Origin of the sequence: Bradyrhizobium sp. SZCCHNRI1009 (genome assembly GCF_032487575.1) — a bacterium.
Classification (GTDB): Bacteria; Pseudomonadota; Alphaproteobacteria; order Rhizobiales; family Xanthobacteraceae; genus Bradyrhizobium.
Genome location: NZ_JAUEUL010000024.1, coordinates 1 through 19,624, shown reverse-complemented (window position 1 = coordinate 19,624; position 19,624 = coordinate 1). Strand labels below are relative to the sequence as shown.

Annotated in this window: 18 protein-coding genes and 1 tRNA gene; 6 read left to right on the top strand and 13 right to left on the bottom strand. The window is 66.4% G+C overall.

Features of this window, described 5'->3' with window-relative positions:
• Nucleotides 1-52: 52 nt before the first annotated feature.
• On the bottom strand, nucleotides 53-2,524 hold the full coding sequence (locus QX010_RS27930) for a heavy metal translocating P-type ATPase (RefSeq protein ID WP_410051986.1): 2,472 nt from the start codon (nucleotides 2,522-2,524) through the stop codon (nucleotides 53-55).
• A 276-nt stretch (nucleotides 2,525-2,800) separates the two neighbouring features.
• Between QX010_RS27930 and QX010_RS27925 the strand changes: the two genes are divergently transcribed.
• Entirely contained in the window at nucleotides 2,801-3,076 is a 276-nt protein-coding gene (locus QX010_RS27925; protein WP_315805626.1) for a metal-sensitive transcriptional regulator, read from the top strand.
• 12 nt (nucleotides 3,077-3,088) lie between these two features.
• Here QX010_RS27925 and QX010_RS27920 read toward each other — a convergent pair whose 3' ends face one another.
• Entirely contained in the window at nucleotides 3,089-4,066 is a 978-nt protein-coding gene (locus QX010_RS27920; protein ID WP_316183007.1) for a YiiX/YebB-like N1pC/P60 family cysteine hydrolase, read from the bottom strand.
• A 195-nt stretch (nucleotides 4,067-4,261) separates the two neighbouring features.
• Here QX010_RS27920 and QX010_RS27915 point away from each other — a divergent pair, with 195 nt between their 5' ends.
• Nucleotides 4,262-5,674, top strand: coding sequence for a flavin monoamine oxidase family protein (locus tag QX010_RS27915; protein WP_316183006.1), 1,413 nt, complete (start codon nucleotides 4,262-4,264; stop codon nucleotides 5,672-5,674).
• A gap of 139 nt (nucleotides 5,675-5,813) precedes the next feature.
• Here the strand turns inward: QX010_RS27915 and QX010_RS27910 are convergent, their stop codons facing one another.
• The 7 genes from QX010_RS27910 to rpmI all read right to left on the bottom strand — a co-directional run bounded on the left by QX010_RS27910 (nucleotide 5,814) and on the right by rpmI (nucleotide 12,498).
• Nucleotides 5,814-6,758: an MBL fold metallo-hydrolase gene (locus QX010_RS27910; protein WP_316183005.1), complete on the bottom strand. Its 945-nt coding sequence runs from the start codon at nucleotides 6,756-6,758 to the stop codon at nucleotides 5,814-5,816.
• 32 nt (nucleotides 6,759-6,790) lie between these two features.
• Nucleotides 6,791-7,567, bottom strand: a complete 777-nt coding sequence (locus QX010_RS27905; RefSeq protein WP_316183004.1) for a sulfite exporter TauE/SafE family protein — start codon at nucleotides 7,565-7,567, stop codon at nucleotides 6,791-6,793.
• A complete protein-coding gene (gene pheT, locus QX010_RS27900; protein WP_316183003.1) occupies nucleotides 7,564-9,972 on the bottom strand; it encodes a phenylalanine--tRNA ligase subunit beta in 2,409 nt (802 codons plus the stop codon). Before pheT ends, QX010_RS27905 begins: the two co-directional genes overlap by 4 nt.
• Nucleotides 9,969-10,466, bottom strand: coding sequence for an endonuclease domain-containing protein (locus tag QX010_RS27895; RefSeq protein WP_316183002.1), 498 nt, complete (start codon nucleotides 10,464-10,466; stop codon nucleotides 9,969-9,971). The genes pheT and QX010_RS27895 overlap by 4 nt, the downstream gene beginning before the upstream one ends.
• A 155-nt stretch (nucleotides 10,467-10,621) precedes the next feature.
• The gene (gene pheS, locus QX010_RS27890) at nucleotides 10,622-11,704 is read right to left on the bottom strand and encodes a phenylalanine--tRNA ligase subunit alpha (protein ID WP_315805633.1); all 1,083 of its coding nucleotides are present in this window, start codon (nucleotides 11,702-11,704) and stop codon (nucleotides 10,622-10,624) included.
• A 156-nt stretch (nucleotides 11,705-11,860) separates the two neighbouring features.
• A complete protein-coding gene (gene rplT, locus QX010_RS27885) occupies nucleotides 11,861-12,220 on the bottom strand; it encodes a 50S ribosomal protein L20 (protein ID WP_172113603.1) in 360 nt (119 codons plus the stop codon).
• 77 nt (nucleotides 12,221-12,297) lie between these two features.
• A complete protein-coding gene (gene rpmI, locus QX010_RS27880; RefSeq protein ID WP_008539890.1) occupies nucleotides 12,298-12,498 on the bottom strand; it encodes a 50S ribosomal protein L35 in 201 nt (66 codons plus the stop codon).
• Nucleotides 12,499-12,759: 261 nt separating this feature from the next.
• On the opposite strand from rpmI, the gene QX010_RS27875 reads away from it, so the two are divergent.
• Nucleotides 12,760-13,140 (top strand): hypothetical protein, encoded by a 381-nt coding sequence (locus QX010_RS27875; RefSeq protein WP_316183001.1) that lies wholly within the window; start codon nucleotides 12,760-12,762, stop codon nucleotides 13,138-13,140.
• A 94-nt stretch (nucleotides 13,141-13,234) separates the two neighbouring features.
• On the opposite strand, the gene infC is transcribed toward QX010_RS27875, so the two are convergent.
• On the bottom strand, nucleotides 13,235-13,774 hold the full coding sequence (infC, locus tag QX010_RS27870; protein ID WP_315805664.1) for a translation initiation factor IF-3: 540 nt from the start codon (nucleotides 13,772-13,774) through the stop codon (nucleotides 13,235-13,237).
• Nucleotides 13,775-14,101: 327 nt separating this feature from the next.
• Here infC and QX010_RS27865 point away from each other — a divergent pair, with 327 nt between their 5' ends.
• Complete coding sequence (locus QX010_RS27865) at nucleotides 14,102-14,887, top strand: alpha/beta hydrolase (RefSeq protein ID WP_316183000.1); 786 nt, start codon at nucleotides 14,102-14,104, stop codon at nucleotides 14,885-14,887.
• A gap of 11 nt (nucleotides 14,888-14,898) precedes the next feature.
• Here QX010_RS27865 and queG read toward each other — a convergent pair whose 3' ends face one another.
• Nucleotides 14,899-16,083, bottom strand: a complete 1,185-nt coding sequence (gene queG / locus QX010_RS27860; RefSeq protein ID WP_316183049.1) for a tRNA epoxyqueuosine(34) reductase QueG — start codon at nucleotides 16,081-16,083, stop codon at nucleotides 14,899-14,901.
• Nucleotides 16,032-16,724 carry a glutathione S-transferase family protein gene (locus QX010_RS27855; protein WP_316182999.1) on the bottom strand — a complete coding sequence of 231 codons (693 nt, stop codon included), beginning with the start codon at nucleotides 16,722-16,724 and terminating at the stop codon, nucleotides 16,032-16,034. The genes queG and QX010_RS27855 overlap by 52 nt, the downstream gene beginning before the upstream one ends.
• 357 nt (nucleotides 16,725-17,081) lie before the next feature.
• Between QX010_RS27855 and QX010_RS27850 the strand changes: the two genes are divergently transcribed.
• Nucleotides 17,082-17,888: an undecaprenyl-diphosphate phosphatase gene (locus QX010_RS27850; protein ID WP_316182998.1), complete on the top strand. Its 807-nt coding sequence runs from the start codon at nucleotides 17,082-17,084 to the stop codon at nucleotides 17,886-17,888.
• Between the two features lie 125 nt (nucleotides 17,889-18,013).
• On the opposite strand, the gene QX010_RS27845 is transcribed toward QX010_RS27850, so the two are convergent.
• Nucleotides 18,014-18,982: a complex I NDUFA9 subunit family protein gene (locus QX010_RS27845; RefSeq protein WP_316182997.1), complete on the bottom strand. Its 969-nt coding sequence runs from the start codon at nucleotides 18,980-18,982 to the stop codon at nucleotides 18,014-18,016.
• Between the two features lie 224 nt (nucleotides 18,983-19,206).
• Here QX010_RS27845 and QX010_RS27840 point away from each other — a divergent pair.
• Nucleotides 19,207-19,293, top strand: a tRNA-Leu gene (locus QX010_RS27840).
• Nucleotides 19,294-19,624: the final 331 nt, after the last annotated feature.

Sequence of the window (19,624 nt, the reverse complement as noted above, 5' to 3'; positions counted from 1 at the left end):
CGCGGCAGAGGTAGACATGCCGGCGGGCTTCGGCAAGTCCGCCGGCATCGTCTCAAAGATCGGTCGCCCGCAGCCGCAGCGCGTTGCCGACCACGCTGACCGACGACAGCGACATCGCGGCAGCGGCGATGATCGGCGACAGCAGGATGCCGAACACGGGGTAGAGGATGCCGGCCGCGATCGGGATGCCCGCGGCGTTGTAGATGAACGCGAAGAACAGGTTCTGGCGGATGTTGCGCATCGTCGCCGCCGACAGTTTTCGCGCCCGCGCGATGCCGCCGAGATCGCCCTGCAGCAGCGTGACGCCGGCGCTCTCCATCGCCACGTCGGTGCCGGTGCCCATCGCGATGCCGACATCGGCCGCGGCGAGCGCCGGCGCATCGTTGACGCCGTCGCCGGCCATCGCGACGATCTTGCCGCTGGCGCGCAGACGCGCGACCACCGCGCTCTTCTGCTCGGGCAGCACCTCGGCCTCGACCTCGGTGATGCCGATCTTGCGCGCGACCGCGGTGGCCGTGGTGCGGTTGTCGCCGGTCAGCATGATCACCTTGATGCCGTCGGCCGCGAGTGCCTTCAGCGCCTCCGGCGTCGAGGCCTTGACCGGATCGGCGATCGCGAACAACGCGGCCGGCTTGCCGTCGACGGCCATCGTGATCACGGTCGCGCCCTCTTCGCGCAGCCGCTTGCTCTCGACCCCCAGCGTATCGGTGATGATGCCGAGCGAGGCGAGATAGGTGGCATTGCCGAGCACGACCGACTTGCCGTCGATCTCGCCGCGCGCGCCCTTGCCGGTCGGCGCGTCGAAGTTCTTGACGTCGGCGAGCTTGATGTTGCGCTCCGCGGCATGCCGGACGATGGCCTCGGCCAGCGGATGCTCGCTGGCGCGCTCGACGCTGGCGGCCAGCCGCAGCGCCTCAGACTCGTCGAAGCCCTGAGCCGTGACGATGCTGGTCACCTTCGGCTTGCCCTCGGTCAAGGTGCCGGTCTTGTCGACGACCAGCGTATCGACCTTCTCCATCCGCTCCAGCGCCTCGGCGCTCTTGATCAGCACGCCGGCCTGGGCGCCGCGACCGACCCCGACCATGATCGACATCGGCGTCGCAAGACCGAGCGCGCAGGGACACGCGATGATCAGCACGCTCACGGCGGCGACGAGGCCGAAGGCGAAGCGCGGCTCGGGACCGAACGCGTACCACGCGACGAAGGCGGCAATGGCAGCAGCGATCACGGTCGGCACGAACCAGCCCGCGACCTGGTCGGCGAGGCGCTGGATCGGCGCGCGCGAGCGCTGCGCATCGGCGACCATCTGCACGATCTGCGACAGCAGGGTCTCGCGACCGACCTTGTCGGCGCGCATCACGAAGCCGCCGGTCTGGTTCAACGTGCCGGCGATGACGCGCTCGCCCTCGTCCTTGGTGACAGGCATCGATTCGCCGGTGACCAGCGATTCGTCGAGCGACGAGCGGCCTTCGAGGATGACGCCGTCGACCGGCACCTTCTCACCGGGACGCACCCGCAGCCGGTCGCCGACCGCGAGCTCGACGATCTCCACCTCATGATCGTTGCCGTCGGCATCGAGCCGCCGCGCCGTCTTCGGCGCGAGTTGCAAGAGCGCCTTGATCGCGCCTGACGTCGCCTCGCGTGCCCGCAGCTCCAGCACCTGGCCGAGCAGGACGAGGACGGTGATGACCGAGGCCGCCTCGAAATACACCGCCACCGCGCCGCCATGGCCGCGGAACGCCGATGGAAACGCCTGCGGTGCCAGGGTCGCGATCACGCTGTAGACGTAGGCGACGCCCGTGCCCATCGCGATCAGGGTGAACATGTTGAGATTGCGGGTCTGCACTGATTGCCAGCCGCGCACGAAGAACGGCCAGCCGGCCCACAGCACCACCGGCGTCGCCAGCGCGAACTGGATCCAGTTCGACAGCACGGGATCGATCAGGCCGTGGCCGCCGACGAGGTGCCCGCCCATCTCCAGCACGACCACGGGAGCTGCCAGCACCGCGCCGATCCAGAATCGTCTGGTCATGTCGGCGAGCTCGGGATTGGGCGCATCGTCGAGGCTGATGACGTCGGGCTCCAGCGCCATGCCGCAGATCGGGCAAGTGCCTGGGCCTTCCTGCCGGATCTCGGGATGCATCGGGCAGGTGTAGATCGTGCCTGCCGGCATCTCCGGCGGCGGCTCGCGCTCGCCGAGATATTTGTCGGGCTCAGCCGCGAATTTGGTTCGGCAGCCGGCCGAGCAGAAATGGAAAGTGTGACCCGCGTGCTCGAAGCGATGTTTCGAGGTCGCGGGATCGACGCTCATGCCGCAGACGGGATCGATCACCTTCGCATCGTCATGCTGATGCGCGTGATGGTCATGACCGCCACAGCACGACGCCGCGGCTGCAGGCGCGGCCGTCACGAGATACTTGGCGGGATCGGCGGCGAACTTGGTGCGGCAGCTCGCGGAGCAGAAATGGTACGTCTGCCCCTGATGTTCGAAGCGGTGCTTGGAGGTCGCGGGATCGACGGACATGCCGCAGACGGGATCCTTCACCTTCGCGCTCGGCGGCGGCGCCTCGTCACGGCCGCCGCAGCAGCCACCATGGTTGTGGGCTGGTGTCGCATCGGCACGATCACTGCAACATCCCTCTGCAGCCGCGGTCTCTTGTCCGGTTTCCACCGCGCTCGCCTGTGGTCCACAGCCGCATCCGCTGGCCTTGACCGCTGCGGCGCCATGTCCGTGTTCGGTTCCCGACATTGCCCAGCCTCGCCTCTTGAAACCTATACCCTGTAGGGGTATATAGGCCGCATGCGCGAGGACATCAAGACATCCTGTCAGAAACGTTTGAGCCGGATCGAAGGGCAGGTCAGGGGCCTGTCGAAAATGGTCGAGGACAACCGCTACTGCATCGACATCGTGACCCAGATCTCCGCTGTCAGGGCGGCGCTGCGACGGGTCGAGGAGGAGATCCTGCGCGACCACGTCGCCCATTGCGTCGAGCACGCCATCGCATCGGGCGACAAGGCCGATCAACGGCAGAAGATCGCGGAGTTGATGGATGTGATCAGCCGGTCGGATCGCTGAGGCCAGCCCGGGTCAGACTGCCACTTTTTTGCGGCGTCGTGCGGTCGGACGTGGCGCGACGTTTCGTACCGGCTCGGCGACGAGAAAATGCTCGCTGACCACGAGCCGCTCGCCGAGCTTCGCAACTACTTCCTCAGCCGCAGCCTGCTGCGTCGCTTCTTCGTCAGCCGTCTCAGGAACGAGCGGCGGCGCTGTGATGGCTCCTGGAAACACGGCGAACTCGCCCGCTACCTCCGCGAGCGGCTTCTGCTTGTCGGCCCAATGCAGCGTCGTGTAGTCGAATCCATTGACGATGGTCGGCTTGACGATCTCGAAATAGGGCGAGATGTCGAAATCGCGCGGCATGTAGAGCGACGAATCCCGGATGTGCAGGATCTCGCGCTTGGCGCGCCGCGATGGCGCCCGCGTGATCTTCGGCAGGATCGGATAGCGCACCGCATCGAACGCCTGCGCGATCAGCGCCGAGCAGATCATCTTGGTCGGATCGCCCGAGCCCAGCGCGATCATGCGCCGCCGCCAGCGTTGCGGAATCGGCATCGGGATCAGATAGCGCATCAGGTCGATGATGTTCTTGGTGTCGTAGCCGAAGCCGATGCGATTGATGGCGTAGCGGCACACCGTGTGCCGGTCCTCATACGTTAGTCCGACCGGCCGGCACACACGGGTGTGATAGGCGAAATATTTCGACAGCGGCGCCGAGATCACGCCATCGCCGACATAGGCCTCGACCAGCACGTGCGGCTCCCCATCGGGCTCGACGGCGCCGTCGATCGGTCCGACATAGAGCGCGGCATGCGACCAGGTCGACTGCGTGAGGTATTTGATGATGCCGGAAATACGGCTGTTGCCCTCGACGAGCAGCACGTCGCCGGGCTGGACATCCTTGCGCAGATAGTCTGGATCGCTCGGCGTGAACGGCTCATAGCCCGGGATCTCCTTCTGGAGATAGGCGGCAATCAGCTTGCCGATGTGATCGAGCACGATACCCATAACGCTCCCCGGGCGACCTTGGCCGGTCGCCGGCTTTTTCCCTTCTTCCATGATGGTCGATTGCGGTTGCAATTTGGTTCATAGTCGATGCGTTCTGCACGGTATCACGTTTACCATCCCGGGTTGCCGCAGCGCGGCAGATGCGGCAAATTCGGCGGGTATTCGTTTGATTCAAAAGCTTTCGGAAACCATGTCATGAATGTCACGCGCCGCGGCTTCCTCTCCGCTTCCGCGGCGCTGGCCGCGCTGCCTATTGCCGGCCGCGCCGCGCAGGCGGCTGTTCCACGCGAGGCTGACATTGTCGTGATCGGGGCGGGAGCGGCGGGAATCGCCGCGGCCCGTCGGATCGTCGCGGCCAACCGCAAGGTCGTGGTGCTGGAGGCCGCGCCGCAGCCCGGCGGCCGTTGCAGCACGGATACTGCCACCTTCGGCGTGCCGTTCGATCGCGGCGCCCGCTGGCTGCTCAATGCCGACGGCAATCCCATCAGCAGGCTCGCGCGGGGTCTCGGGCTCGATCTCGTCGCGGCCCCCGTCGGGCAGAAGATCCGGGTCGGTCGGCGCAATGCGCGGCCCGGTGAGACCGAGCAGTTCCTGGCGGGGCTGGTGCGCGCCAATCGTGCCATCGACGAGGCGGCGCGCGGCAAGCTCGACACCTCCTGCGCCGCGGCGCTGCCGAAGGATCTGGGCGACTGGACCAGCACCACCGCGTTCGTGCTCGGCGCCAGCGCGACCGGGAAGGATCTCGCCGATCTCTCCGCGATGGACAAGGCGCGTGCGCAGGATCGCAGCGCGCCGCTGGCCTGCCGCCAGGGCCTGGGCACCTTCATCGCCAGGCTCGGTGAATCCGTGCCGTTGTCGCTGTCGACTCCAGCAACGCGCGTCGTGTGGGCCAACCGCGACGTCGCGGTGGAAACGCCGGCGGGGCGGATCGCGGCGCGCGCCGTCATCCTCACGGTGTCGACCAACGTGCTGACATCAGGCGCCATCAAGTTCGCCCCCGAGCTGCCCAAGCGGCAGCTCGACGCCGCCGCCAAGCTCAGCCTCGGCAGCTATGATCACATTGCGCTGATGCTGGCGGGCAATCCGCTCGGCCTGTCGCGGGACGAGGTCATCATCGAGCAGAGTAATTCCAACCGCACCGGTCTGTTGCTTGCCAATATTGGTGGATCGTCGCTCTGCACCGTCGATGTTGCCGGCGCCTTCGGCCGTGAACTCTCAGCGCAGGGCGAGGCGGCGATGGTCGACTTCGCGAGGGAGTGGATCGGCAAGCTGTTTGGAAGCGAGGCCGCCGCGGCGGTGAAAGCGTCCGCAGCCACGCGCTGGAACCAGGCGCCGGGCGTGCTCGGCGCGATGTCGGCGGCCACGCCCGGCAGCCAGGGGGCGCGCAAGATCCTCGGCGAATCCCTCGGTCCGCTGTTCCTGGCGGGCGAGGCGACGCACGAAACGCTGTGGGGCACAGTCGACGGCGCCTGGGACTCGGGCGAACGCGCCGCCGAAGCCGCGCTGCGCCGGATCGGCGCGTTGAAGGATTCCGAGCCGGAGCCGAGCAGTGAGCGGCAACGACCACGCCGTCGCGGCAAGGTGCGGTCGGCCTCGCCTGAGGATTGACATTCGATCGTCGCGCTAAGATCGCAACATGGATGCGGTGCCCGTGACTGCGCCCTCTCCCCTTGTGGGACCCACAAGGGGAGAGGGCCTTGAAATGTACAGTCGTTGTGCTCGCTATTTGCAGCTTTGCTGATCTAGCTTACACCGGCAGCTTCAGCTCCATCAAATCCTTCGCCACGATGATCCGGCCCGAGTAGTTCTTCTTCACGTCCCGGGTCCAATCCTCGTCGGTCACTTCGGGATCATCACCGGGCACGAAGTGGCTGAGCACCAGCACCTTCACGCCTGCCGCCGCAGCGATACGCCCGACGTCCTCGGTCGTCGTGTGGCTGTCGAGCAGGTGCTTCTTCAGCGTCGAGCCGTTCTTCGTTTTCGCGACCAGGCGATCGACCGCCGGCACATACAGGCATTCGTGCACCAGCACGTCGGCGCCCCTGGCGAACTCGGCGAGCTTCGGATTGTAGGCGGTGTCGCTCGAGAACACGATCGTGCCGTTCGGGGTCTCGAACTTGTAGGCGAAGTTGTCGGTGATCGGCGGATGCGGCGTGCGGAACGCGGTCACCGTCACATCCGCCGTCTTCAGCACGACGCCGTCCGCGTCGATGTCCTTCGCGACCAGGAGCGGCCGAGGATCGGGCCTGCCTTCATCTGCGATGCGGGTGTCGACGTCGAACTTGTTGGTTTCCCAGAAACTCCTGGTCATCGCCTCCAGGCCCTTCGGTCCGAACGACTGGATCGGCGTCGACAATCCTGCGGCCCAGGCGTTGTAGAACAGGTTGCCGTATTCGAGATTGTGATCGGAATGGTGATGGCTGATCAGGATGTACTTGACCGACGGGATCGGAACGCCCGCATTGACGAGCTGACGGCTGACGCCCATGCCGCAATCGACCACGAACGGCGTGCCGTTGACGACGACGAGATTGGCCGGATTCGAAGCGCCCACGCCGACGCGTGGGCCGCCCTTGGTGCCGAGGAAGACGATCCGCGTGCCGGTCTTGGCGCCTTGCGCGAACACCGAGCGCGCTGCGACAGCTCCCGCTGTGCCCAGCGCGAGCGACAACATCGTGCGGCGATTGATCATGGTGTCCTCCCGGTCGGTCTCGTTGCGGGAGGCTAGCCTCGCCCGAGCACGCCGTCGAGGGCCGGCAGGCCGGCGATGACGGCAATTGCGATCAGCACATAGCAGATGGCGCGGAACACCTGCTCGCTGGCGCGGCCGAACAGCGAAGCGCCGAACGCAACGCCAAGCGCGTAGACCGGCCCGATCAGCAGCGAGAGCTTCAGCGAATCCCAGGAGATCAGCCCGCTCATTGCGTAGCTCACCATCGCGAAGAAGTCCGATGCGCCGAAGAACAGCACGATGTTCGCTCGCGCGATCTTCGGCGGGATCGGGCGTCCCAGCCAGTAGCCGACGATCGGCGGGCCCCCGGTCTGCGCCAGTCCGCTGCAGAATCCGGAGATACAGCCGACAGCGACCGACAGTGCGGTGTACTCCCTGCCGCGATAGCGCCAGCCGGACAGCAGCAGCGCAAGCAGCGCGAGCACGAAACCGGTGATGATCCAGCGGACGGTGACCGGGTCCAGCCGGCTGAGGAAATAGGTGCCCACGGGCACGCCGACCAACGCGCCCGTAACGATCACCGCGGTGGCCTTACGGTCGGCCTCGCGCCAGGCCGGCGCCACCATCGGGGCCATCGAGACGAAATCGATCACCAGCAGCAGCGGCGCGACCAGACGGGGCGTCGCAAAGCTGCTCGCGAGCGGCATGAAGATCAGCGCCGAGCCGAAGCCGGAGAAGCCGCGCGCGGTCGCAGCGATAAAGGCCGTGATCGCCAGCGCGACCGTCGCGAACGAGCTGAGGTCGGCAGGGATGAGCCCGGCCAGGCTCATCCGCGCAACGTGCCGCCGGTCTTCTTGGCGACGTCGGCGGTGATCTTCGCCGCGACGGCGTCGATTTCCTCGTCGGTCATGGTCTTGTCGCGTGGCTGCAGCGTCACGGCGATCGCGACCGATTTCCTGCCGTCCTCGATGCCCTTGCCCTCGTAGACGTCGAACACGGTGACATCGGTGATCAGCTTCTTGTCGACGCCCTGTGCGGCGCGCACGATGTCGCCGGCCTTGACCTTGCGGTCGACGATGAAGGCGAAGTCGCGCGACACCGGCTGGAACGCCGAGAGCTCCAGGACCGGCTTGGCGCGCGTCGGTTTCGCCTTGGCGGCCGGAATGCGATCGAGGATGACCTCGAAGGCGACGAGCGGGCCGTCGGCCTTGAGCGTCTCCAACGTGCGCGGATGCAGCTCGCCGAAATGCCCGAGCACGTTCTGCGGTCCCATCTGGATGGTGCCGGAGCGACCCGGATGCATCCAGGCCGGACCGCCGGCAACGATCTGCAGCGACGCCATCGGCGCGCCGGCCGCCGCCAGCACGGCGAGCGCATCGGCCTTGGCGTCGTAGGCACTGGCCGGCTGCGATCCCGTCCAATGCCGGCCGAGTCCCTTCGCCGAGGCGATGCCACGGCGGATGCCGCTCGCGGCCACGAACTGATCCGTGGGGCCGTCGTCCTTGAAGACCTGCCCGACCTCGAAGATCGCGGCATCGCCGAAGCCGCGATCGGCGTTGGCCTGCACAGTCGCGATCAGGCCCGGCAAAAGGCTCGGGCGCATGTCCGAGAGATCGGCCGCGATCGGATTGGCGAGTGCGAGTTGGGCCTTGCCGCCGCCGAACAATTCGGCGGCCGGCTTCGAGATAAATGACCACGTCACGGCTTCGACCATGCCGCGTGCCGCCAACGCGCGCTTGGCGCGCCGCGTGCGCAATTGCAGCGGCGTCAGCACCGGCTTGCGCGGCGCATCGCCGCGCTCGAACGGCGTCATCGGCACCTTGTCGACGCCGACGATGCGCACGATTTCCTCGACGATGTCAGCCTTGCCGTGGACGTCGCTGCGCCAGGAGGGCACCGCGACCTTCACGACCGGGCCGTTGCCTGCGACCACGAAGCCGAGATGCGTCAGGATCCGCCGCATCTCGGTCAGTGGCACCTCGATGCCCGCCAGCCGCTTCACCTCGGTGAGCGGGAAGTCGACGATGCGGTCATCGCCGAAGGGATTGCCGACGACGAGGGTTTCCGATGGCGTGCCGCCGCACAGGTCGAGCACGAGCCTGGTCGCCATCTCCAGGCCCGGCACCATGAAGGCCGGATCGACGCCGCGCTCGAAGCGATAGCGCGCGTCCGAGTTGATGCCGAGCTTGCGGCCGGTCTGGGCGATGTTGATCTCGTTCCACAGCGCCGATTCGATCAGCACGTCGGTGGTGCCTTCATCGCAGCCGGAGGCCTCGCCGCCCATGATGCCGGCGAGCGATTCGACAGCGGCGTCATCGGCAATGACGCACATCGATTCGTCGAGGGTGTAGGTGCGGCCGTCCAGCGCCAGCAAGCTCTCGCCATCGCGGGCGCGGCGGACGACCAGGTTGCCCTTGACCTTCTTGGCATCGAACACGTGCAGCGGGCGCGCGCGGTCGAAGGTCATGTAGTTGGTGATGTCGACCAGCGCATTGATCGGGCGCAGCCCGATCGAGGTCAGGCGCTGCTGCAGCCATGTCGGCGACGGGCCGTTCTTGACGCCGCGCACCAGCCGCAGCGCGAAGCCGGGACACAGCTTCTCGTCTTCGACCACGACCTTCACGGGACAGGGGAATTCGCCCTTGATCGGCTTGATGCCGGGATCCTTGAGCTGGCCCATGTCGGCGGCAGCGAGGTCGCGTGCGATGCCGTGCACGCCGGTACAGTCCTGGCGGTTCGGCGTCAGATTGATCTCGAACTGGGGATCGCCGAGGCCTGCCCATTCGGCGTAGGAGGTGCCGATCGGCGCATCCGCCGGCAGCTCCATGATGCCGTCGTGATCGTCGGAGATCTCGAGCTCGGCCGCCGAGCACAGCATGCCGCGGCTCTCGACACCTCTGATCGTGCCGACCGAGAGCGTGATGTTCTTGCCGGGGATGTAGGTGCCGGGCGGCGAGAACACCGACACCAGCCCCGCGCGCGCATTCGGCGCGCCGCAGACCACCTGCACCGGCGCGCCACCGTCACCGGTGTCGACCATGCAGACGCGCAGCCGGTCGGCGTTCGGGTGCTGCTCGGCGGAGACGACGCGCGCAATCCTATACGGCGCGAGCAGCTTCGCCTTGTCCTCGAGATGCTCGACCTCGAGGCCGATCATCGTGAGCTTGTCGGCGATTGTCTCGACCGACTCATCGGTGTCGAGATGGTCCTTCAGCCAGGACAGCGTGAATTTCATGGCTGCATGCCTCGGATCTTGCTGGTGTTTGTATCGTGAGTGTGGTCGTGTTCGCTGTCTTGGTCGCTTGCGACGCTCTCTCCGCTCCCTCCCCCCTTGTGGGGGAGGGGTGGGGAGGGGGGTAAGCCGCGGGCGCGGTCGGCAATGGCTTCGCGGATTGCCGCAACAACACCTTCCAGATTCGAGGTCACCTGCTCATTAGTGAAGCGGAGGACCTCGAAGCCTTCGGCTGCGAAGAAGGCGTCACGCTCGGCGTCTCTTGCCTGCCGTTCGGTGAAATCGTGCGACTCGCCATCGAGCTCGATCACGAGCTTGGCCGAGAAGCAGGCGAAGTCTGCGATGTAGTTGCGAAATGGCACCTGGCGGCGAAAGCTGGCGCCGTCAATTCGGTCGGCCTTGATGTAGCGCCACAGCAGCGTCTCGGCGCGCGTCATCGCCTGGCGAAGTTGCTTCGCTCGGTTGCGCTGGCGGTTGCTGACAACGGCGTGCGGCATCCTGGGCTACCCCCCTCCCTGACCCTCCCCCACAAGGGGGGAGGGAACGGAGAGACCGATGGTTGTCGAAGTAAGAGCGCGCAGATCCCAGCCCTCCCCCGCAAGCGGGAGAGGGAGTCCTAGCGTTTGCTGGGAAACATTGGGGCCGACAATCGTCACGTGCTCAATCCCCCGGCCAGCGTCGGCACCTCCAGCGGCTTGAAGCCGTAGTGCGACAGCCAGCGGACGTCGCCTTCGAACAGTTGGCGGAGGTCGCTCATGCCGTATTTCAGCATCGCGATGCGGTCGATGCCCATGCCCCAAGCGAAGCCTTGATACTCGTCCGGATCGATGCCGCAGGCGCGCAGTACGTTCGGATGCACCATGCCGCAGCCGAGAATCTCCAGCCAGTCCTCGCCTTCGCCGAAGCGGATCTCGCCCTTGTCGCGGCGGCACTGGATGTCGACCTCGAGCGACGGCTCGGTGAACGGGAAGAACGACGGCCGGAACTTCATGTTGATGTGGTCGACCTCGAAGAACGCCTTGCAGAATTCGTGCAGGATCCATTTGAGGTGGCCGAGATGCGAGCCCTTGTCGATGACGAGGCCCTCGACCTGGTGGAATTGCGGCGTGTGCGTCGCGTCCGAATCGATGCGGTAGGTGCGGCCCGGACAGATCACGCGGATCGGCGGTTTCTGGCTCAGCATCGTGCGCACCTGCACCGGCGAGGTGTGGGTCCGCAGCAGCATGCGCGAGCCGTCAGGCTTAGGGTTGAAGAAGAAGGTGTCGTGCATCTCCCGCGCCGGATGGCCTTCCGGGAAATTCAGCTTGGTGAAGTTGTAGTCGTCGGTCTCGACGTCGGGACCTTCGGCGATCGAGAAGCCCATGTCGGCGAAGATCGTGGTCAGCTCGTCCATCACCTGGCTGAGCGGATGGATGCGCCCGGTCTCGGCCGGCGAATCCTGCAAGGGCAGGGTGACGTCGATGGTCTCGGCGGCGAGGCGAGCATCGAGCGCCGCGGCCCTGAGCACCTCGCGGCGCGCGGTCAGCGCCTGCGTGACCTTGTCCTTGGCGAGGTTGATGGCCGCACCCTGCGTCTTGCGCTCGTCCGGCGACATCTTGCCGAGCGTCGCCAGCAGCGCCGAGATCGAGCCCTTCTTGCCGAGCGCTGCGACGCGGACGGTTTCCAGCGCGGCTTCATCGCCGGCGGCGGCGATCTGGTCGAGGATCGAGGTTTCGAGCGAGGCGAGGTCGGACACGGGCAAAATCTCCGCGGGACAAAAGGCGGCTGGGTTGTCGCCGCGCCGGCGACAGCGGTCAAGCGAAAGCAGGCAAGCAAACCGGCATGTCGCCGGATAGCAAAAAGCGGCCGAGAGCATCGGCCGCTTTTGAAATCCTCACGATGCGCTGGGCGATCAGGCGGCGAGCGCCGCCTTGGCCTTCACAACGATCGCCTCGAACGCGGCGGGCTCGTTGATCGCGAGATCCGACAGCACCTTGCGGTCGACGGTGATGCCGGACTTGGACAGGCCGTCGATAAATCGGCTGTAGGTGAGCTCGAACGGACGCACGGCGGCGTTCAGGCGCTGGATCCAGAGCGCGCGGAAGGTGCGCTTCTTGCGCTTGCGATCGCGGAACGCATACTGGCCGGCCTTTTCGACGGCCTGCTTGGCGGTGCGGATCGTGTTCTTGCGGCGGCCGTAATAGCCCTTGGCGGCCTTGAAGACTTTCTTGTGCTTGGCGTGGGCGGTCACACCGCGTTTGACGCGAGACATGCCGGAAATCCTTGGATTCAGAGATGACGATCAGCCGCGGCTTTGAGGCGGCCAGGGGTTCGGAAGCGAGAGGCCGGTCAGGCGTTCGGCAAGAAGTACTTCTTGACGTTGTCGCCGTCGGTCTTGAACAGCACGCGGGTGCCGCGCAGCTGCCGGATCTGCTTCTTCGTCCGCTTGATCATGCCGTGGCGCTTGCCGCGCTGGGCGTGCATCACTTTGCCGGTGGCAGTCACCTTGAAGCGCTTTTTGGCGCCGGATTTGGTCTTCAGCTTGGGCATTTGGCTCTCCTTGATGCCAACGGCAAGCCGCCCGCAAAAGCGGCGCCATCCGGCGAAAATGCTCGTTAGAGCGTTGGTTGTGCTCAGGTTTCGGGTCCAAACGAGGATCCACCCGCACAGAAACATCGCCACGGCAGCCCTTGATCAGCCGGGCGACGAAGGCCGCGCTTATGCCAGAGACAAAGCCAGTTGGCAACGTCGAACCACGGAATCGGCTATTCCGACCCATGATCAGCCGACCATGACAGTCGAGGATCGACCATGACCCGCCTCATTCGCCGCGCCATCTCCGCCACCCTTACGACCGCGCTGCTGACGGGCCTCGCAGGCCTGCCGGCGAGGCCTGCGCACGCTGCCGGCTTCGATGGCGCCTGGACCGTGCTGATCATTACCGAGGCCGGCAGTTGCGACCAGGGCTACAGCTTCCCGATCCGGATCAGCAGGGGCCGGGTCCTCTCGAACAGCACCGCCAACATCACCGGCTCGGTTGGCCGCAGCGGCGCCGTCACCGTGCGGGTATCCCAGGGTGGCGCCTCGGCCAGTGGCACCGGCCGGCTCGGCGCCACCTCAGGTTTCGGTCGCTGGAGCGGCAAAGGCTCGTCCGGAACCTGCCGCGGGCGGTGGCAGGCGACGCGGTCCTGACCCCGGCCCGCAAGAGCGGTCCTGGCGGGCGCCCTCAAGAGAAAAGCCCGCCAAACGCGTGGCGGGCCCGGCTTCAGGTGTCGGTGTGCTGGACCTAGCGCGGCGCCAGAACCATGACCACCTGACGGCCCTCGAACCTGGCGTCCTGCTCGACCTTGGCGAACGCTGCGACGTCGGATTTCACCTTGTCGAGCAGCTTGGTGCCGATCTCCTGGTGCGCCATTTCGCGGCCGCGATAGCGCAGCGTGATCTTGACCTTGTCGCCCTCTTCGAAGAACCGCTGCATCGCGCGCATCTTCACGTCGTAGTCGTGGTCGTCGATCATCGGGCGGAGCTTGATCTCCTTGATCTCAACGACCTTCTGCTTCTTGCGGGCCTCGGCGGCCTTCTTCTGCGCCGAATATTTGTACTTCCCGTAGTCCATGATCTTACAGACGGGAGGCGTGTTGTTCGGCGAAATCTCGACCAGATCCATGCCGGCGTCAGCGGCCATCTTGATCGCGACAACGGTCTCGACGACACCACGGTTGGTGCCTTCGGCATCGATCAGCTGGATCTGCGCATTGCGAATCTCATCATTGGTGCGCGGCCCGTCTTTGACGGCAGCGGGCGGGGCTCGATTGGGGCGGCGAATGGGTAGTTCTCCAAGGTTGTGGAAGAAGGCGGCTAGTTTGAAGGAAGATGCTTTCGCGGGCAAGGTCGCAACTGTCCGGTGCGTCGAAATTCCGCCCGGCCGTCGCGGCTCCTGCGACGCATGCGCGAGACTCGTGCGTCGATGCATTCCCCCAAGGAAGCCACACGGCCGAGAATTGCGATCAAACTCGCGCTTTTTCGGGCCCTCGTGGTTCCGCCGGGGGACATAGAGTGCGCCGCGCGCTTTCGCAAGCGGCAGCGTCAAGCTTGGCCGATTGACGGAAACGGCCGGTTCGCCCACACAACACCCGACAGCGAGTAACGATCCATGAACCCTGCTGCAGAGAATGCCGATCCGCCTGTCTTCATCACCGTCGGCGCGGGCGAATCGTCGCGCCGGATCGCGGTGCGGGCGCGGCCAGGCCATCCGCCCGGGCTGTTCTGGCTCGGTGGCTTCAATTCCGACATGAAAGGCACCAAGGCACTGGCCCTCGATGCCTGGGCCGCCGGGCGCGACCGCGCCTGCGTCCGCTTCGACTATTCCGGGCACGGCGAATCCGGCGGACGCTTCGTCGACGGCACGATCAGCCGCTGGCTCGAGGAGAGCGTTGCCGTGTTCCGGCAATTCTGCCGCGGACCGCAGGTCGTGGTCGGCTCCTCGATGGGCGGCTGGATGGCGCTGCTGCTGGCGCGCGCGCTGCTCGAGGAACCGGCCGAAGCGACGCTGGCGGGCCTGGTCCTGATCGCCCCGGCGCCCGATTTCACCGAGGAGCTGATGTGGAAGGGCTTCTCGCCGGCGGTCCGGACCGAGATCGAGACCAACGGCCTCTGGATGCGTCCGTCGGAGTACGGCGAGCCCTATCCCATCACCAGGGCGCTGATCGAGGACGGGCGCAGTCATCTCCTGCTCGGCGGTGCCATCAAGATCGGCTGCCCGGTGCGTATCCTGCAGGGCGCGCAGGACCCGGACGTCCCCTGGCAGCATGCGTTCGCGCTGACCCACCGCCTGCCGGCCGAGGACGTGGTGCTGACCATGATCCAAGACGGCGACCACCGGCTGTCGCGGCCGCAGGACATCGCGCGCATGCTGGCCGCCGTCGGCGAGATGGGCTGAGGCGGCCTGCTTCAGCATCGGACTTGCCATTCCGCGCGGACGCTCTCGGCGGCCTCGGTCGCCAGCGCAATCGTCGCACGTTGGGCAAAAGCCCCCGGGTCGAGCAGTTGCGCCAAGGCCCAGGCGGCGGCACCGCGCACCAGCGGACTCGGATCGGTGGCCAGCCGCTCGGCGGACGGCGTCAGCGCCACATCGCCGGAGTTGCCGATCGCGATCAGCACGTTGCGCAGGAAGCGGTCGCGGCCGATGCGCTTGATCGGCGATTTCGCGAACAGCGCGCGGAACGCGGCATCGTCGAGCGCGGCCAGCTCCGCCAGTGAAGGCGCGCGCAACGCGTCGCGCGCCGCCAGCTTCGCCTCGCGTCCAGCCTGCGCGAACTTGTTCCACGGACAGGCGGCGAGGCAGTCATCGCAGCCGTAGATGCGATTGCCCATGGCCTTGCGGAACTCGCGCGGGATCGGCCCCTTGTTCTCGATCGTCAGATAGGAGATGCAGCGCCGTGCATCGAGGCTGTAGGGGGCCGGGAAGGCCGCGGTCGGGCAACTGTCGAGGCAGGCCCGGCAGGAGCCGCAATGATCGAGCTCCGGCGCATCCGGCGGCAGGTCCAGCGTGGTGTAGATGGCGCCGAGGAACAGCCAGGAGCCGAAGCCTGATGACACCAGGTTGGTGTGCTTGCCCTGCCAGCCGAGCCCGGCCGCTTCGGCCAGCGGCTTCTCCATGACGGCCGCGGTGTCGACGAACACCTTCACGTCACAGCCGGCCTGCGCGACCAGCCAGCGCGCGAGCGTCTTGAGGTTCTTCTTGATGATGTCGTGATAGTCGTCGCCGCGGGCATAGACCGAGATCGCAGCATTGCTGCGCTGGGACAGCACCGCGCGCGGGTCCTCGTCGGGGCCGTAATTGACGCCCAGCATGATGATGCTGCGGACCTCGCTCCACAGCGTTGTGGGATCGGTGCGGCGGGACGGCTCGCGCGCCAGCCAGTCCATGTCGCCGTGCTGGCCGGCGGCGAGGAAGCGTTCGAACGCGGCGGCCCGCTCGGCGCTCACGACCGGGGCGGTGAGACCGATGACATCGAAGCCCAGCCGCTGCGCCTCGGCGGCCAGCGCCGCCTTCAACGTCTCCGGCGTGGGCCTATCGGCGCTCAGAAGTCCAGATCCACATAGGTGCGCGACGCCGGCACGCCGGCCAGCCAGTCGCTCAGCAGCGGCCGGAACGACGGCCGCGACTTGACCCGCGCGTACCACGCCTTCGCGGCGTCGTCCTCGATCCATGGCACGTCGCCCAGATAGTCGATCGCCGACAGATGCGCGGCGGCGGCCAAATCAGCATAGGTCAGGCGGTCGCCGGCCAGGAAATTGCGCCGCTGCGCGAGCCAGCCGATATAGGCGAGATGATAGCGCACATTGGTCTTGGCGGCGCGAATCACGTCGGTCGACGGCGGCCCGCCGCCATCCTCCTCGCTCATGAAGCGCTTGTAGATGCGCTCGGTGACCAAGAGGTTCGAGGCCTCCTCGAAGAACTTGGTGTTGAACCAGTCCATCAGCCGGCGCACCTCGATGCGCTCGGCCGCCGTGCCCGGCATCAGCCGGCGATCGCCCATCTCAAGCCCGCAGGTCTCATCGATGAATTCGGCGATCACGCCGACACCGGGCACCGGCGGCAGGCCTTCGACCGACAGCACCGGCGTGGTGGCCGCGGGATTGAGCACGAGAAACGCCTCGCGGCGCTCCCAGGCGCGTTCCTCCACCAGGCGCAGATCGAGCCCGTATTCGCCGAGCACCAGCCGGACGAAGCGTGAATGCGGGCAGAAGGGATGGTGGAAGAGCGTGTACATGGAGCCTTTCGACGATTCCGCGGCTGCGGCGCTTAACGAACAATCAACCATCGGTTCGCACCGATGCCTCGTCCCGATACCGGCGCCCGGTTGCGCTCGCGAATCGGACCATTAGCGCATGGTCGGCGAAAGTGTAAGCAGTAGGGCGACGGGTCAGCATGCGGGAAACGACGTTCGGGGAACACGCGTCGGTGAGCTGGATCGGCCCTCCGGACCCGTCGCGTTCTGATTCGTAAGCTGCGCTCACGCGCCGGTTCATTCATCCGATGGGACCGCCCATGCCGCTTTTTGCAATTGCGGGCGGGGGCCGAATAGGCGAGAAGGGCGGCGTTTTGCCGGCAATCCAGGATCCGATCAATGATGTCAGATACGCTGCGGGCGGTGCTTCTCGGCATCATCGAGGGCGTCACCGAGTTTCTTCCGGTATCCTCGACCGGCCATCTGCTGCTGGCGGAGCGCTTCTTCGGGCTCGGTGACGAGGGGTTCTGGAAGAGTTTCGCGATCCTGATCCAGCTCGGCGCCATCCTCGCCATCGTCGCGCTGTACTTCTTCAAGCTGTACCGCGTCGCCATCGGCGCGCTGTCGAACCCTGACGATCGCCGCTTCATCATCGGCGTGCTGGTCGCCTTCCTGCCCGCGGTCGTTGTCGGCCTCATCGCCGGCAAGTACATCAAGGCGCTCCTGTTCGATCCGTGGGTCGTGTGCTTCTCGCTGATCGTCGGCGGTGCCATCCTGCTGTGGGTCGATCAGATCGATCTCAAGCCGCGCGAGCACGACGCCACGCGCTATCCGCTCATGATGTATCTGTGGATCGGCGTCGCGCAGTGCCTCGCCATGATCCCCGGCGTGTCGCGCTCCGGCGCCACCATCGTGGCGGCGATGCTGCTCGGCGGCGACAAGCGCTCGGCCGCGGAGTTCTCCTTCTTCCTGGCGATCCCGACCATGGTCGGCGCCTTCGTCTACGACTTCTACAAGAGCCGCGCCGAGATGACGTCCGATCACCTCGGCCTGATCGCGATCGGCTTCGTCGTCTCCTTCATCACCGCGATGATCGTGGTGAAGGCCTTCCTCGGCTACGTCACCCGCCATGGCTTCGTGCTGTTCGCCTGGTGGCGCGTCATCGTCGGCACCCTCGGCCTGATCGCGCTGGCCCTCGGCAAGTAAGTCGGCCCGTCTCTCTCCGCTCGTCATTGCGAGCGCAAGCGCAGCAATCCAGTGTGGTGGGCGGGACTCTGGATTGCTTCGTCGCTTCGCTCCTCGCAATGACGGCGTTTAGCAGGGGGCCCTTCTTACGCGTTCTTGCGCTGGAACTGCCCGGCGGGACGGAAGCGCCAGAGATATTGCGGGGCGACCGCCTCGAGTGAATCCGGCGTGATGCCCAGCCCCTGAAAGGTCAGGCCGGCCGCCTTCGCCGCCTCCGACACGACGTTGTCGTGGCGCAGCAGCTCGACCTGATCCGGCGTCAGCTTCAGCGGTCCCGGCGCGAACTGCAGGAACGCCGCCTTCAGCTTCGCCAGTCCGAACGGCACCGGCAGCAGCGCGCGGTCGCGGTCGGTGATGTCGAGGATGATTTTGAGGATCTCCCGGAAGCTCAGCACCTCGGGCCCGCCGAGCTCGTAGGTGGCGCCGGGCTGCGCCTTGCCGTCGACCGCATCGGCGACCGCTGACGCGACGTCGCCGACATAGACCGGCTGCATCTTCGTCTCGCCGCCGCCGATCAGCGGCAGGAACGGCGAGATCCGGGCGAGCCCCGCAAAGCGGTTGGTGAACTGGTCCTCGGGGCCGAACACGACCGACGGGCGCATGATCACGGCCTCGGGCACCGCGGCCAGCACGGCCGCCTCGCCGGCCGCCTTGGCGCGGGCGTAGCTCGATGCCGACTCCGGATCGGCGCCGATGGCCGAGACATGCACCATGCGGGCGCCGGCAGCGGCGGCCGCCTTGGCGACGGTGGCGGCGCCCTCGGCCTGCACGGCGTCGAAGGTCTGCGCGCCGCTCTCGGTCAGGATGCCGACGAGGTTGATCGCGACATGGCTGTCGCGCATCGCTGATGCGACCGAGTCGGGATAGCGCAGATTGGCCTGTACGGCGTGGATCTGGCCGACCCGGCCGAGCGGCTGCAGGTGGCCGGCGAGCTCCGGCCGGCGCACCGCGACGCGGATGCGGTAGTCGCGCTTGGCCAGCGCCCGGACCACGTTGCGCCCGACGAAGCCGGAGCCGCCGAAGACGGTAACCAATGTGTCCAGATTCGATGCCATGGAATGCTTCCTGGGATTGCATCGGGCGGTCGGACCGCCCCGACGAGAGGGCTCTGAGCGGCGATTCGCATCCCGCGGGCCGCCATCCTGGCCCGCTGTATAGCCCATCGTCCGCACCGCGGAAAAGTGGCCGTGTTTTTGCGCATGGCGTGAGAAAAATTGTCATCTTGGGCGTTCAGCGGTTTGACAAGCCGGCGTTCGATCCGTACACACCGCCTCCACATGCCCAGGTGGCGGAATTGGTAGACGCGCTGGCTTCAGGTGCCAGTGGCTTAACGGCCGTGAAGGTTCGAGTCCTTTCCTGGGCACCACGCTTCGCTCTTCGAGCTTCGCGTGGCGCCGCCGAGCCAAGGCTCGGTTTTGATTTTTCCCCGACATCGCTGTAGCTCCGAAGTCGCCGGACCACGCATCCCGTCGGTCGCAGACACGCTTCGCCGCGCATCGGCGGCTTTCGCCGTGAGCTCCGTTTCGGCCATGCCAACACCTCGTGTCATTCTCGATCTCGCCGCAGCGACGGTCAGCTCCCCTCCCCCTTGCGGGGAGGGGTTGGGGGTGGGGGTCCGCCCCATTGGCGCTAACTTACCAAATTAACGCTTGGTATTCTCGTTTTCTTGGCGGCTCTTGGAGATGGCGTTGAATGTT